This window comes from Acinetobacter sp. yr461, from assembly GCF_900110445.1.
In the GTDB taxonomy this organism is placed as follows: Bacteria; Pseudomonadota; Gammaproteobacteria; order Pseudomonadales; family Moraxellaceae; genus Acinetobacter; species Acinetobacter calcoaceticus.
This window is the reverse complement of the sequence record NZ_FODU01000015.1, coordinates 23,662-39,080: the sequence shown is the minus strand read 5'-3', so window position 1 is coordinate 39,080 and position 15,419 is coordinate 23,662. Positions and strand designations below refer to the sequence as shown.

12 protein-coding genes are annotated in these 15,419 nt (G+C 42.0%); 9 read left to right on the top strand and 3 right to left on the bottom strand.

Annotated elements, in window-relative coordinates; translation table 11 throughout:
- Positions 1 to 43: 43 nt before the first annotated feature.
- The gene (locus tag BMW38_RS16145; protein WP_092709949.1) at positions 44 to 2,134 is read right to left on the bottom strand and encodes a TonB-dependent siderophore receptor; all 2,091 of its coding nucleotides are present in this window, start codon (positions 2,132 to 2,134) and stop codon (positions 44 to 46) included.
- Positions 2,135 to 2,208: 74 nt separating this feature from the next.
- Here BMW38_RS16145 and BMW38_RS16140 point away from each other — a divergent pair, with 74 nt between their 5' ends.
- Positions 2,209 to 3,354 carry a DUF1624 domain-containing protein gene (locus BMW38_RS16140; protein ID WP_092709947.1) on the top strand — a complete coding sequence of 382 codons (1,146 nt, stop codon included), beginning with the start codon at positions 2,209 to 2,211 and terminating at the stop codon, positions 3,352 to 3,354.
- A 42-nt stretch (positions 3,355 to 3,396) separates the two neighbouring features.
- On the opposite strand, the gene BMW38_RS16135 is transcribed toward BMW38_RS16140, so the two are convergent.
- Positions 3,397 to 3,864 carry an Lrp/AsnC ligand binding domain-containing protein gene (locus BMW38_RS16135; RefSeq protein ID WP_003655656.1) on the bottom strand — a complete coding sequence of 156 codons (468 nt, stop codon included), beginning with the start codon at positions 3,862 to 3,864 and terminating at the stop codon, positions 3,397 to 3,399.
- Between the two features lie 136 nt (positions 3,865 to 4,000).
- Here BMW38_RS16135 and BMW38_RS16130 point away from each other — a divergent pair, with 136 nt between their 5' ends.
- The 5 genes from BMW38_RS16130 to BMW38_RS16110 all read left to right on the top strand — a co-directional run bounded on the left by BMW38_RS16130 (position 4,001) and on the right by BMW38_RS16110 (position 10,165).
- Positions 4,001 to 5,266, top strand: a complete 1,266-nt coding sequence (locus BMW38_RS16130; protein ID WP_092709945.1) for a D-amino acid dehydrogenase — start codon at positions 4,001 to 4,003, stop codon at positions 5,264 to 5,266.
- Positions 5,267 to 5,286: 20 nt separating this feature from the next.
- Complete coding sequence (gene alr / locus BMW38_RS16125) at positions 5,287 to 6,390, top strand: alanine racemase (RefSeq protein ID WP_092709942.1); 1,104 nt, start codon at positions 5,287 to 5,289, stop codon at positions 6,388 to 6,390.
- A gap of 10 nt (positions 6,391 to 6,400) precedes the next feature.
- Positions 6,401 to 6,760, top strand: coding sequence for a RidA family protein (locus BMW38_RS16120; RefSeq protein ID WP_005037543.1), 360 nt, complete (start codon positions 6,401 to 6,403; stop codon positions 6,758 to 6,760).
- Between the two features lie 162 nt (positions 6,761 to 6,922).
- The gene (locus BMW38_RS16115) at positions 6,923 to 8,362 is read left to right on the top strand and encodes an amino acid permease (protein WP_017391548.1); all 1,440 of its coding nucleotides are present in this window, start codon (positions 6,923 to 6,925) and stop codon (positions 8,360 to 8,362) included.
- Positions 8,363 to 8,737: 375 nt separating this feature from the next.
- Positions 8,738 to 10,165 (top strand): amino acid permease, encoded by a 1,428-nt coding sequence (locus tag BMW38_RS16110; RefSeq protein WP_081407769.1) that lies wholly within the window; start codon positions 8,738 to 8,740, stop codon positions 10,163 to 10,165.
- 57 nt (positions 10,166 to 10,222) lie between these two features.
- Here the strand turns inward: BMW38_RS16110 and BMW38_RS16105 are convergent, their stop codons facing one another.
- Positions 10,223 to 11,104: a LysR family transcriptional regulator gene (locus BMW38_RS16105; protein ID WP_004640467.1), complete on the bottom strand. Its 882-nt coding sequence runs from the start codon at positions 11,102 to 11,104 to the stop codon at positions 10,223 to 10,225.
- 166 nt (positions 11,105 to 11,270) lie between these two features.
- Between BMW38_RS16105 and BMW38_RS16100 the strand changes: the two genes are divergently transcribed.
- From BMW38_RS16100 to BMW38_RS16090, 3 genes are all read left to right on the top strand, one after another.
- The gene (locus BMW38_RS16100; RefSeq protein ID WP_092709939.1) at positions 11,271 to 12,788 is read left to right on the top strand and encodes a CoA-acylating methylmalonate-semialdehyde dehydrogenase; all 1,518 of its coding nucleotides are present in this window, start codon (positions 11,271 to 11,273) and stop codon (positions 12,786 to 12,788) included.
- Positions 12,789 to 12,799: 11 nt separating this feature from the next.
- Positions 12,800 to 13,690: a 3-hydroxyisobutyrate dehydrogenase gene (gene mmsB, locus BMW38_RS16095; RefSeq protein WP_092709936.1), complete on the top strand. Its 891-nt coding sequence runs from the start codon at positions 12,800 to 12,802 to the stop codon at positions 13,688 to 13,690.
- A 77-nt stretch (positions 13,691 to 13,767) separates the two neighbouring features.
- Positions 13,768 to 15,417: an AMP-binding protein gene (locus BMW38_RS16090; RefSeq protein ID WP_092709933.1), complete on the top strand. Its 1,650-nt coding sequence runs from the start codon at positions 13,768 to 13,770 to the stop codon at positions 15,415 to 15,417.
- Positions 15,418 to 15,419 lie beyond the last annotated feature (2 nt).

The window sequence follows — 15,419 nt, the reverse complement described above, 5'->3', positions numbered from 1 at the left end:
AAAAGCCCGAAAATGATTCGGGCTTTTTTTATTTATGGATTAATTAAAATTTCCATTGTGCCGAAATTGAAGCGTTCAGTGGTTCACCCGGTTGGACCCACAAATCGCTATAGCTTGAGACATAATAAGTTTTATCAAACAGGTTGTTTACATTCAGCTGATAACGTAAGCGGTCAGATGGGGCATAGTAGCCGTTTAAATTGACTAGCGTATAACTCGGTAAGTTGAATCCATTATCTAGGTTATGACCACTGCGCTCACCGACATAAGTGAGGTTAGCACCTACACCCGCTTTTCTTGTACCTTTTTGCAGAAGCTCATAATTGGTGCTGATTGAACCTTGGTGTTTCGGCACATTACTCAGACGTGCACCTTTAGCTAGGTCTTGGTCTTTTTCAATTTGAGCATCGGTATAACTATAGTTGGCATTGACGAGCCATCGATCATTGATCTGGCTATTTAAGTCAAATTCAATCCCTTTACTGCTAACTTCACCAGCTGCTGTTTGGAATGCATTGTCGATTGGATCTGTCGTCAGCACATTTTGTTTTTTCATTTTAAATAGAGCAAGGCTGAGTACGCTTTGGTCGTTAATCTTATATTTTGTACCAACCTCATAGCTTTCACCTTTTTCAGGAGCAAAGGTTTGTCCATTTCGGTTCATACCGCTATTCATCGCAAATGAACGACCATAGTTCGTATAAAAAGCCCATTGGTCAGAGGCTTTAAAATTTACTCCGAAACGCGGACTATTTTGGTGAAGTGTCTGGTTGCTTTCGGTCTGAGTCAGGTGATTTTTAAAGTCTTGTTCGACCTGATCAAAACGGTTGCCGAAAAGCACACTCCATTGATCATTAAAAAAGATTTGATCTTGTACATTAAGAGCAAAGTAACGTTGCTGTTCTTTGGTGTTGGTGAACGGTGCTAAATCTGGTAAATATTTTCCATATTCAGGTTGGTAAATATCAATTGTATTTGGCATGCCTGAGCTGTGATTACGACGAAGCTGATATTGTTGATAATCGAGTTGACCAAGTTCAGTTGAAAGTAAAATTTCATGTCGAGCCCATGAGGTATCAAGCTTACCAAGCAATTCTGTTTGAGCCAGCACATCTTCACTTTGATAATCACGATAGCGGCGTTGACGTTCTAAAGTACGACCATCGGCTTGTAGGCGTCGTGGTTCGGTCGAAAAGCCAACCATTTGGGCATCTTTATAACTGACGGCACTATTCAGTTTCCAGTCAGGGTTAAATTCATGACTAAGACGTAACTGGTAAAAGTAATCTTTCACTTTCATATCGCCGTCATCAGGCTCGCCTGTAAAGGTTTTCGGGTCCATCACAAACTGGTGATTAACGGTGCTTACCCCACGGTCAAAGGTTCCTTTTTGCTGAGTAAATTCACTATCAAAGTCGAGTTGAGTCTGGTCTGAAATTTTCCATGTGAGCTGCGGCGAAAAGAACCAGCGCTCACTGCTAACATGATCACGGAAGCTTTGATTATCTTCATGAGCAACTGCTAAACGATAGGCCAGTTCATCGTTAATCGGTCCGGTGTGTTCCAGACTCATTCGATATTGTTCTTGGCTATTGGCGCGTAAGTTAATTTCACTTTCACGTTCCCACTGTGGCTTTTTGCTATTGAGGTTGAGCAAACCACCTGTTTCTCCACGTCCGTAGAGGGCAGCCATTGGTCCTTTTAAAAACTCTAAAGAGTCAATATTTACGATGTCTTTGGGAGCACTAACACCTCGGTTTACACTCAAACCATTACGGATCATGGTTGCCCCTAAGTTTGGATCACCACTAAAACCTCGGAAAGAGTAATTATCCCAAAAACCACCACCATAGTTGTTTTGATGAAAAACCCCACTGACTAAGGTTAATGCATCATCAATCCGTTGAACGTCTTGTTGTTCCATCACCTGCTTAGAAACAAAAGCACGATTAAAAGGTACATCTAAAACATCATGGGAAAATTTAGTCGCTGAACTATTTTGACTTACATCTTCTTGGGTAGCTTCAGCCTGAACGCGTATGGTCTCAAGTACCGTTGACGTTTCTTCTCCCCAACTGAGTGTCGATATAAACGATAGACCTAACGAAGACAACAAACCTAATTTGTGTTGCATAAATGAGCAGCCATGAAAGACAAAAGGGATTAAATGTAATAATATAACGTTACATTATTTTATTGATTATCGCTATGTCTTTAGAAAAAAATATTGAGCGTTTACAGTCGATTGATGCCTTACGTGGCTTGGTCATCTTGATTATGTTGCTCGACCATGTGAGAGAAACTTTCTATTTGCATAAGCAGGTCATAGATCCAATGGATGTAACAGTGACTGAGCCTGCATTATTTGGTAGTCGGTTATTGGCACATATTTGTGCTCCGGTTTTTGTTCTTTTAACAGGTATTTCGGCTTTTTTATTTCATTCAAAAAAACAGGATTTACAGCAAACCCGTGCGTTTTTATTGAAGCGCGGTCTATTTTTAATTGTGTTAGAGCTGACATTGGTGAACTTTGCTTGGACAGCAACTTTTCCACCAGAAGTCATTTACTTACAGGTGATATGGGCGATTGGTATTAGCATGGTGGTGTTGGCTGGTTGTGTGAGTTTGCCTTTACCTGTTCTTACTGGTGCAGCTTTAGTGATTATTTTTGGGCATAACTTATTAGATTCTGTGCATTTTACAAACGGTTTTTTACAGAATATATGGTTCGTTTTACACGAGCGTGGCTGGATTGAGTTTGTAGGTATAAAGCTCAGAACAAGCTATCCTGTTTTGCCTTGGATTGGTGTTATTTTGCTGGGGTATGTTTTAGGCCAATTCTTTAGTTCAAAATATACTGCAAAACAAAGAAGCCGCTATTTATTGAGTATCGGTCTGGCAAGTATTGGATTCTTCATTTTACTTCGTTTTATCAATATCTATGGTGACCAGCCGTGGCAGCATTTTGAGTCACTACAACTGACGTTAATGAGCTTTTTTAATCTCACAAAATATCCACCATCTTTACTGTTTATTTTGCTGAATGTTGGAATCGGTTTAATCGTGCTGATTACTTTTGAACGTATGCAGCAATATTCATTTTTAAAACCATTGGTGGTGTTTGGTTCGGTGCCTATGTTCTTTTATTTACTGCATTTATATGTGTTGAAACTGATGTATGTGTTTGCAGTGAATATATGGGGTGTCAACCATGGCAATTATTTATCTGTAAACCATGTGTGGATGCTCTGGTTAATGACAGTAGCATTGTCTTTTGCACTTTATCCAGCGGTTAAGTGGTTCTCGAAGTTTAAGCATCAAAATAAACATATTTCGATTTTAAAATATTTCTAATTTTCAAAATGTGGATAAAGCGAGTTCAATAGTGGCCTCGCTTTACTTACTCACATCTAAATATAAAGTTTCTTTGACTTCTTCCATGACCACATAACTATGTGAAGAGGCCGAAGCGGGGAGTTTCTTTAACAGATCTCCCAATAGGCGACGGTAGGCACTCATTTCTTTTAATCGGGCTTTTACAAGATAGTCAAACTCACCTGAAATGAGGTGACATTCGAGTACTTCAGGAATCTCGACTAAGTCTCTGGCAACCTGATCAAATACATCGCCTGATTTGGCAGATAACTTAATTTCTAAAAAGACGAGCAAGTTGCGGTCCACATAGGCTGGGTTTAGTCGTGCGAAGTAACCCATGATGATGCCATCGCGTTCAAGTCGTTTGACACGCTCTGAACAGGGGGTGGTCGACAGGTTGACTCTCGATGCCAATTCACTAATCGCAATTCGTCCTTCACGCTGCAAAATATCCAGAATCATGCGATCTATACGATCTAGGGGGCGCATAGATATTTCCTCTTTTTTTAAAATTCTTGTGATAAAAACATAAATTTACCTAGATTATAGCCTTAAAAACAGTGAAATAAACTATTGAGGCAGAAATATACTAGTGAAATAAACTGGTGTGCGTGAGGGAATAGAAATGCGCGTAATTGTATTAGGTAGCGGCGTTATCGGAGTGGCAAGTGCCTATTATCTAGCTCAACAAGGAGCTGAGGTCACTGTTCTTGATCGTCAGTCAGGTCCTGCTGAAGAAACAAGTTTTGGTAATGCAGGTCAAATTTCGCCAGGGTATTCAACCCCTTGGGCAGCACCAGGAATTCCTTTTAAAGCTGTGAAGTGGATGTTCCAACACCACGCACCGCTTGCGATTAATTTAGATGGCAGCATGTGGCAGTTACAGTGGATGGCGCAAATGCTGAAAAACTGTAATCCACAAAGTTATGCTGTGAACAAAGAACGTATGATGCGTGTGGCTGAATACAGCCGTGACTGCTTACGTGAATTAAGAAAAGATACAGGTATTAATTACGAAAACCGTGCGAAAGGCACTTTGCAGTTATTCCGTAAAGAAGCGCAAATGGAAGCGGTTCAACGCGACATTAGTGTTCTACAAGAGTGTGGCGTAAGTTACGAATTATTAAATGGCAATGAGCTTGGTCGTGTAGAGCCAGCTTTGGCAAATACGCAAGATAAACTTGTCGGCGGTTTGCATTTACCAAATGATGAGACAGGTGACTGTTATTTATTTACCAATGCTTTGGCTCAAATTGCCAAAGAGCTTGGGGTTAACTTCCAGTTCAACCAGAACGTAGAAAAATTGATTGTTGAAGGCGATGAAATTAAGGGCGTTCAGGTCAATGGTAAAGTTTTAACCGCAGATCGTTATGTTTTAGCGTTTGGTAGTTATTCACGTGATTTCTTGAAACCACTCGATTTACAGTTACCTGTATATCCTGTGAAAGGTTACTCGTTGACGATTCCAATTATTGACCCTGCTTTTGCTCCGCAATCTACTGTGCTTGATGAAACCTACAAAATTGCAATTACCCGTTTTGACCAACGTATTCGTGTAGGTGGAATGGCTGAGTTAAGTGGTTTCAATTTAGGTCTTAACGACGACCGCCGTGCAACCTTGCAAATGGTGACTCAGGACTTGTTCCCGGGCGGTGATATGGCACAGGCATCTTTCTGGACTGGTTTACGTCCAATGACACCAGACAGTACCCCAATTATTGGTGCGACTCGCTTTAAAAATCTGTTCTTGAATACAGGTCATGGGACTTTAGGTTGGACAATGGCATGTGGTTCAGGAAAATTAATTAGTGACATCGTCTTGAATCATAAGACTGAAATCAGTACTGATGGTCTTTCAATTCAGCGCTATTCTCATGCGCATGCTGCGTAACGGACTTTAGGAAATTAATCATGCCTCGTCCTATTACCGCAGTCATCCACCGTCAAGCCTTACAAAACAACTTGGCAGTAGTACGCAAGGCTATGCCAAACAGTAAGGTCTTTGCCGTTGTAAAAGCAAATGCTTATGGACATGGAATTGAACGTGTCTATGAAGCATTTAAAGCAGCAGATGGCTTTGCCTTACTTGATCTTGATGAAGCAAAACGAATTCGTGCTCTAGGTTGGACAGGTCCAATTCTTTTACTCGAAGGAATTTTTTCTCCTCAAGATTTATTTGATTGTGTGCAGTACAAACTCAGTTTCACCATTCATAGTGAAGAGCAGATTGAGTGGGTTCAAAAGCATCCCTATCCGGCTCAATTTGATGTTTGCCTAAAAATGAACAGTGGAATGAACCGCCTTGGTTTTAAACCACAGCACTATGTTCAGGCATGGGAACGTTTAAATAACTTGGCAAATGTATCCAAGATTACGCACATGATGCATTTTTCAGATGCAGATGGCGATCGTTTTGGTCAGCAAGGTATTGATTATCAAATTACTGCCTTTGAAGAGATTATTAAGAATTTACCGGGTGAAAGATCGGTAAGTAATAGTGCGGCAATTCTGCGCTATCAAGACCAGCTCAAATCAGATTATGCACGTAGCGGCATCATGCTCTATGGCAGCTCGCCAGACTACCCAACGCACACTATTGCAGATTGGGGGTTACAACCGACCATGAGCTTACGCAGTGAAGTTATTTCCATTCAGCATTTAGATGCGAATGAAAGCGTAGGTTATGGCTCAAACTTTGTCTCAGAGCAACCCATGACCATTGGAATTGTGGCTTGCGGTTATGCCGATGGTTATCAACGTATTTCACCAACAGGCACGCCTGTTTTAGTGGACTCTGTCCGCACTCGTACAGTCGGCCGTGTCAGCATGGATATGTTGGCAGTCGACTTAACGGGTATTGAAAATGCCAAAGTCGGCAGCGAAGTGGTGCTCTGGGGGCAATCAAGTACAGGCGTTATTTTGCCTATTGATGATGTCGCAGTTTCATCCGGTACAGTGGGTTATGAACTGATGTGTGCTGTCACCGCCCGTGTTCAATTTATTAATCAGGTATAAGGAAATCCGAATGTCCAATTCAGATATACAAAAGATTAACACTAATGAAGTCATGAGCGCCGTGACTGTTTTTAACAAAGTGGTTTATTTGTCAGGTCAGGTACCTAAAAATACCGAGCAAGACGTGGCAGGCCAAACTCGTGAAATTCTTGCAACGATTGATGAACTTTTGGCGCTTGCCGATACCGACAAATCTCGCTTGCTCTCTGCGCAGCTCTATTTAAAAAATCTTTCTGACTTTTCAACCGTAAATGCAATTTGGGTTGATTGGTTAAAAGGGTGTGTTGCTCCATCGCGTGCCACAATTCAGGCCGATTTGGTCAATCCAGATTGGCTCATTGAAATTGCCGTGACGGCAGCACAAAAGTAATTCGTTTTTACTCCAAAAATGATGATGTATCTAACAGAAGGAAGATAGATACGGTTTAACCAGTCATTTTTTGGTGAACAGATTCAGTGACCTGTGGCATACGGTTCGATTTTCGCCATAGGTTGCTGATCTTAACAAAGGAATTCAAAAAGGAATTTTAATATGACAACGGCTCGTCATTCAGATACAGAAAATTCTCCTGATCATCTGCAACGAAAACTGTCTAACCGTCATTTACAACTGATTGCAATTGGCGGTGCAATTGGAACCGGTCTATTTATGGGCTCGGGTAAAACCATCTCCCTCGCAGGTCCTTCAATCCTTTTGATCTATATGATCATTGGAGGAATGTTCTTTTTCTTAATGCGTGCAATGGGCGAGTTGCTCCTTGCAAATCTGCATTACAAATCTTTTGTTGATATGGCTCATGACTTGATTGGTCCTTGGGCTGGTTATTATTTGGGCTGGACCTATTGGTTAGGTTGGGTGCTGGTGGGTATTGCGGACCTTTCAGCGGTCATCAACTATTTAGGTTTCTGGCTGCCCGATGGCACAAGCTTCTCTCCAACTCAACAAGCCATGATTAGTGCAGGCTGTGTGTTGTTTGTCATGGGTCTTAACCTACTGACAGTACGTTTGTTTGGTGAAATTGAATTTTGGTTTGCACTCATTAAGATCTTGGCGATTATTGGCCTGATCGGAGTGGGTGGTTACATGATTTTCAGCCATTTCCAAGCTCCTCAAGGTGCTGTAGCAAGCATGAGTAATGTTTGGTCGCATGGTGGTTTATTCCCGAAAGGTACTGAAGGCTTCTTGGCTGGTTTCCAGATTGCCGTGTTTGCTTTTGTTGGGGTTGAACTTGTAGGTACAACGGCTGCTGAAACTAAAGATCCAGAGAAGAATTTACCAAAAGCAATTAACGCGATTCCGATACGTATTATTTTGTTCTATGTATTGGCACTGTTTATTGTGATGTCAGTAACACCGTGGGATCACATTCGCGCAGATAAAAGCCCGTTTGTTGAGTTATTCTTAAATGCGGGTATTCCAGTTTCTGCCATCATTATGAACTTGGTGGTGCTGTCTTCGGTGATGTCTTCGATGAACAGCGGTGTGTTTTCAACCAGTCGTATGCTGTTCGGCTTATCAAAAGATGGTCAGGCACCGGGTGCATTTGGCCGTTTATCAAAACGTGCAGTACCTTCAAATGGTTTGATTTTCTCTTGTATTTTCATTATGGGCGGAGCGGTACTTCAGTACTTTGTTCCAAACACCATGGAAGCATTTACCTTGGCAAGTTCACTCTGTGTGATTCTATTCATTAGTGTGTGGAGTCTTATCATGGTGTGCTATTTACGCTATCGTAAATTACGTCCAGAGTTACATGAAAAATCAACTTTTAAAATGCCGGGCGGTGTTTGGATGAGCTATATAGTTCTGGCATTTATGCTTTTCACTTTGGTGATCTTGGCATTAGAGCCAGATACTTTAAAAGCACTATATGTCAGTCCAGTATGGTTGGTTATTTTAGGCGTCACCTATCATGTACTGTATAAACCTCGTATGAAAAAGCTAGGACGTGAACTCGTCAACGATCATTAAGTTTTAATAAAAAGCCAATCAATCATGATTGGCTTTTTTTATTTTCTTTCGATTTTTTATCGGAATAATATTGTTTATTTTTGAGTCAATGGTGCGATTTTGAGGGTATTGGAAAAGTACATATAGCATTATCGCATGCTACACTCCGGCTAATCTGGAGAATCCAGATATGTTAATTAAAATTGCCGTGAAGGCATTACATAAATAATGTGACTTAAAAAAACAGGACAAACGATTTATCAATTAAGGAAAAATATACTTGAACATCTTGTCCTGAAGTATAGACTCAGCAACCCACGATATACGGTTCATTTTTCTCCCTATAGGTTGCTGATTTAAGTTAAGCAAAATATAAAAAGGACTTCTAATATGACAATGGTTCATCATCCAGATGAGGCAGGCTCCCCTGATCATTTACAACGGAAATTAAATAATCGCCATCTACAAATGATTGCAATTGGCGGTGCAATTGGAACCGGCTTATTTATGGGCTCGGGCAAAACCATCTCCCTCGCAGGTCCTTCAATTCTCGTGATTTACATGTTAATTGGTGGCATGTTCTTTTTTCTGATGCGCGCATTGGGTGAACTACTGCTTGCCAACTTACATTACAAATCATTTGTTGATATGGCATATGACTTGATCGGCCCATGGGCTGGCTATTATATAGGCTGGACTTATTGGTTAGGTTGGGTGTTAGTGGGTATAGCCGATCTTTCTGCCGTCATTAACTATTTAAGTTTCTGGCTGCCCGAAGGCGCCAGTTTCTCACCAATGCAACAGGCCATGATTAGTGCAGGCTGTGTACTATTCATTTTAGGGCTTAACCTTCTTACGGTGAAGTTGTTTGGTGAAGTTGAATTTTGGTTCGCACTCATTAAGATTTTAGCCATTATTGGCCTGGTTGGAGTCGGTGGTTACATGATCCTCACTCATTTTCAAGCTCCACATGGCGAGGTTGTGAGTGTAAGTAATGTGTGGTCGCATGGCGGCATATTTCCAAAAGGCGTAAGTGGATTTTTGGCAGGTTTCCAGATTGCCGTGTTTGCCTTTATTGGCGTTGAATTGATTGGTACAACAGCCGCTGAAACTAAAGATCCAGAGAAAAATCTACCGAAAGCGATTAACGCGATTCCAATTCGTATTATTTTATTCTATGTGTTGGCACTCTTTGTGGTGATGTCAGTAACACCTTGGGATCACATTCGCGCAGATAAAAGCCCGTTTGTTGAGTTATTTTTAAATGCAGGTATTCCAGTTTCTGCCATCATTATGAACTTAGTTGTGCTGTCTTCGGTGATGTCTTCTATGAACAGCGGTGTGTTTTCAACTAGTCGTATGCTGTTCGGGTTATCGAAAGATGGTCAGGCGCCAAGTGCATTGGGGCGTTTATCAAAACGTGCCGTACCTTCAAATGGTTTAATCTTCTCATGTATTTTCATTATGGGCGGGGCAGTGTTGCAGTACTTTGTTCCAAATACGATGGAAGCATTTACTTTGGCAAGTTCCCTCTGTGTGATTCTCTTTATTAGTGTATGGCTTCTGATCATGGCGTGCTATTTACGTTACCGTAAGTTGAGTCCAGAGTTACATGCTAAATCGACCTTTAAAATGCCGGGCGGGGTGTTGATGGCGTATGTTGTCATTGCATTTTTCTTGTTCACTTTAGTGATTTTGGCACTAGAGCCAGATACATTAAAAGCGGTATATGTTAGTCCATTATGGCTAGTTGTTTTAGGCGTTAGCTATCATGTGTTTTATAAACCACGCATGAAAAAACTAGGCCAAGAAACTTTTGATTGATTATTAATAATTTCAAAAAAGCCAATCAATCATGATTGGCTTTTTTATTTAGACTCTTTAATCAACCAATAAATGTTGATATTTATCGGCTTGCTTACGTAGATAATCCCAAACTAATTTGATGCGTGGTTCATGTTGTAAATCAACAAAGGTCAACATCCAGAACGTATGGGTAAAGCGAACTTGTTGCTCTAAAACGACGTCAAGTTCCGGTTTATCATCTGCCAAAAACTTGGGCAAAATTGCAAGGCCTGCACCAGCACTCACTGCAATTTGTTGAGCCAAAATACTGCTACTCCGGAAATTTGCATTGAGCTTTAAGGGCAATCGTTCTAAACAGTACAGCTCGGGGCTATAGACCAGATCATCAATATAATTCACGAAACGATGCTGGGTTAAATCTTCTAAACCGCGAATAGGTGGGTTCTGAGCCAGATAGTTTTGGCTACCATAAATCTTTAAACAATAGTCAGACAAGCGCGTAATGATGTATGGCCCAGAAGTTGGGCGGTCAATTGAGACCACAATATCTGCTTCACGGTGCGAGAGCTTAATCATTTTCGGCACTGGAATCAGGTCGATGGTAAGCAATGGATACTGAATAGAGAACTCAGCCAGTAAACGGGCTAAAAACGCAGTGCCAAAACCTTCAGGTGTGCCAATTCGCACACGGCCTTGTAAAGGTTGATGTGGCTTTTCAATTTGTAAGAAAGCTTGTTCCATTTGCTCAACTCGAGGAACAAGTGCCATCCCTTCAAGTGTCAATTCATAACCAGTTGCTTCACGCTTAAAGAGCGTTGTACCCAAAGCAAGTTCTAGGGCCTGAATCCGTCTTGCAACCGTACTATGCTCTACCCCAATAATACGCGCGGCATTGGTTAAGGTTTTTGTACGTGCTAAAACCAGAAAAAAATGTAGATGATCCCAATCCACTTTCATTTTTGTTGTAATCCCTGTGCATATTTGCACATCAATCGTGCATGAATTTGCGTTGGTGGTCAAAGTTTTCTTTGCTAGTCTCAATTGAAACTGGAATAAAGAAAATATCTCTAAAAAATATTTTCTAATAATTGAACACAATAAAAATATCGCCTACGGAGAGGTTATGAACACAATCCAAAAAATCGAATTGGAAACCGCTAAGTTACTCATTAACGGAAACTTTATCGAATCTAAAACACAGGAATGGCAAGACATTATTAACCCTGCGACTCAAGAAGTGATTGGTCGTGTACCATTTGCAACGGTTCAAGAAGTCGATGCTGCTATTCAAGCTGCACAAGATGCTTTCGCTTCTTGGCGCCAAACCCCAATTCAAGCACGTATGCGCATCATGCTTAAACTGCAAGATTTGATTCGTGCCAACATGAAGGATATTGCGCAAGTACTAACGGCTGAACAAGGCAAAACCTTGGCAGATGCTGAAGGCGATATTCAACGTGGTTTAGAAGTGGTTGAACATGCGTGTTCGATCGGCACCTTACAAATGGGTGAATATGTCGAGGGTGTGGCACGTGGTGTAGACACTTATACCTTGCAGCAACCTTTAGGTGTGTGTGCCGGTATTACGCCGTTTAACTTTCCAGCGATGATTCCACTGTGGATGTTCCCAATGGCAATCGTTTGTGGCAACACCTTCGTTTTAAAACCATCAGAACAAGATCCGTTATCAACCATGATGCTCGTTGAACTTGCAATTCAAGCAGGTATTCCAGCGGGTGTGTTGAACGTTGTGCATGGTGGTAAAGAAGTTGTTGATCGTTTATGTACGCATAAAGACATTAAAGCCATTTCATTTGTGGGTTCAACTGCGGTTGGAACGCATGTTTATAACCTTGCTGGGCAACATGGCAAACGTGTGCAGTCGATGATGGGTGCAAAAAATCATGTGGCTGTTATGCCTGACGCCAATAAAGAACAAACCTTAAATGCATTGGTGGGTGCAGCATTTGGTGCTGCTGGGCAACGCTGTATGGCATTGTCGGTTGCAGTCATGGTGGGTGAAAGCAAACAGTGGATTCAAGAATTAGTCGAAAAAGCGAAAACCTTAAAAGTAAACGCAGGTCATGAGCCAAATACTGACATTGGTCCTGTCATTTCAAAACGTGCCAAAGCGCGTGTAATTGATTTGATTAATAGCGGTGTTGAGCAAGGCGCAGAGTTATTACTCGATGGTCGCGATGTTCAAGTTCAAGGCTATGAATCGGGCAACTTTGTTGGCGCAACGATTTTTAGTGGCGTAAATACCGACATGCGTATTTATAAAGAAGAAGTCTTTGGACCTGTACTTTCAATTATTTGCGTAGACACACTTGAGGAAGCGATTGCTTTAATCAATGCTAACCCATTTGGTAACGGTGTGGGCTTATTTACGCAAAGTGGTGCGATTGCGCGTACTTTCCAAAACCTCATTGATATTGGTCAAGTGGGTATCAATATTCCAATTCCTGTGCCAGTGCCTTTCTTTAGTTTTACGGGTTCAAGAGGCTCAAAACTTGGTGATTTGGGGCCATACGGCAAACAGGCTGTACAGTTCTATACCCAAACCAAAACTATTACCAGTCGCTGGTTTGAAGACAGCCATGAGGTTGGTGCAGTAAACACAACCATTAGTTTACGTTAAGGGGATCACGGATGAATATCGCCTTTATCGGTCTAGGAAATATGGGCGGCAGAATGGCCCATAACCTACTTAAAGCCGGAATCAAAGTTTATGGTTATGACCTCAGTGAAGTTGCTATTCAGTACTTTGCTGAGGCGGGTGGCGTGGTATGTGACAGCCCACAGGCAGCCGCGAAACAAGCAGACGTGGTCATTACCATGTTACCTGCTGCAAAACATGTTAAAGAAGTTTACTTAGGTGAAAATGGTGTCTTGGAAGTGCTAAAAGCAGGTAGCTTATGCATTGATAGCAGTACTATTGATCCGCAAACCATTAAAGATATTGCTGCTGTTGCACATAGCAAAAATATCAAAATCTGTGATGCGCCAGTCTCAGGTGGGACCATTGGTGCTCAAGCGGGGACCCTAACCTTTATGGTGGGTGCCGATGAGCAAACCTTTAATGAAGTGAAACCTGTGCTCAGCCACATGGGCAAAAATATTGTTCATTGTGGTGAGGTCGGTGCAGGGCAAATTGCCAAAATCTGCAATAACCTCATCTTGGGTATTTCAATGGCTGCCGTTGCCGAAGGTATGGCACTTGGTGTGAAGCTGGGTATTGACCCGCAAGCACTGGCAGGTGTCATTAATAGCTCAAGCGGTCGTTGCTGGAGTTCGGATGTGTGCAACCCATGGCCACATATTAATGAAAATGCACCAGCGTCTAGAGGCTATCAAGATGGTTTCGCCACACAGCTGATGCTGAAAGATTTAGGTCTTGCTGTCGAGGCCGCAGGCCAAGTTAAACAGCCAATTTTATTAGGTGGCATGGTACAGCAGCTCTATCAGCAAATGTGCATGCGTGGTAATGCCAACCTCGATTTTTCGAGCATTATTCAGCAATACCTGCCACAAGAGGTATAACGGCAAAGCCAAAGGATGGCTTTAACTCAATTAAACCCTGTCGTGAATAACAACAAATCCGGACTGAGGGAAAAGATATGATGGATTATCAAAATGCTGCACAGGCTTTCGATTTGGAAAGTACTGCAAAAAAAATGTTATCAGGTTCACTCGATGCATTAAATGCTTGTTATGAATGCTGTGATCGACACGCAGATGGCGACAAAATTGCACTGTATTGGCAAGGAAAAGACGGCCGAAAAGAGCAATACACCTTCCGTGAACTAAAAGAATGGTCAAGTCAGTTTGCCAACTTTTTAAAATCACAAGGTGTGAAAGCAGGCGACCGTATTTCAGGGTTATTACCAAGAACACCTGAACTGATCGTGACTATTTTTGCAGCTTGGCGTATTGGTGCAGTTTATCAACCACTATTTACTGCGTTTGGCCCAAAGGCGATTGAGCATCGTATTCAGCTTGCACAAAGCAAGTTGGTGGTGACCGATGTAGGTAACCGCAGCAAGCTTGATGAAATTGAGAATTGCCCTCCAATTGTGACGGTTGCCGATGTGCAAGGTACTCCGCTCAAAGCTGGTGATTTTAACTTTTGGAATGAAGTGAAGCAGCAGTCTGATCAATGTGAACTGGTTATGCGTAGCATCCAAGATCCATTTTTATTGATGTTTACTTCAGGGACTACAGGGCCAGCGAAACCTTTGGAAGTGCCATTAAAAGCACTGATTGCCTTCGGGCGATATATGCAAGACGCCATTGGTTTAACCGAAGAAGATTCGTTTTGGAATATTGCCGATCCGGGTTGGGCTTATGGTCTGTACTATGCGATTACTGGGCCGTTATTTTTGGGCCACGCTACTTTGTTTTATGAAGGTGGTTTCAGCACAGATAGCCTATGCCAAATTGTGAAAGATTATAAAATTAACAACTTGGCAGGTGCACCAACTGCTTACCGTATGATGATGGCAGCTGATCCAGCACAAATGGCGCCGTTAAAAGGACTATTCCGTGTCGTTAGCAGTGCAGGTGAGCCGCTTAACCCAGAAGTGATTCGCTGGTTTAAACAAGTGCTTGATGCTCCGATTTATGACCATTACGGACAAACCGAAGTGGGTATGGTGGTGTGTAATCATCATGGTTTAAAACATGAAATACGCGCTGGTTCAGCAGGTTTCCCAAGTCCGGGCTACCGTGTTGCGATTGTCAATGAACAAGGTGAAGAACTTCCGCCAGACACACCGGGAATTTTAGCTGTAGATATTAGCCAGTCTCCAATGATGTGGTTCGGTGGCTATAAAGAAAGCCGAAAATCGCCTTTTGTGGGTCATTACTATTTAACAGGCGACACTGCCGAGTTACATGCCGATGGCAGCATGAGCTTTGTTGGGCGCAGTGATGATGTAATCACCACATCGGGTTATCGCATTGGTCCTTTTGATGTAGAAAGTGCTTTGCTTGAACATGATGCTGTCATTGAGGCAGCAGTGATTGGTGTGCCTGACCCAGACCGTACCGAAGTAGTTAAGGCTTTCGTGATTCTATCCGCGAGTACTCAACCATCAGAAACACTTGCTGAAGAACTCAGCCAATTTGTTAAAAGACGACTTTCTGCACATGCGTACCCGCGTTTAGTTGAATTTGTGAGTGAATTACCTAAAACTCCAAGTGGTAAAATTCAGCGCTTTTTATTGCGTAATCAAGAAATTGCTAAACAACAAGCTAAAGCAGGGTAAAG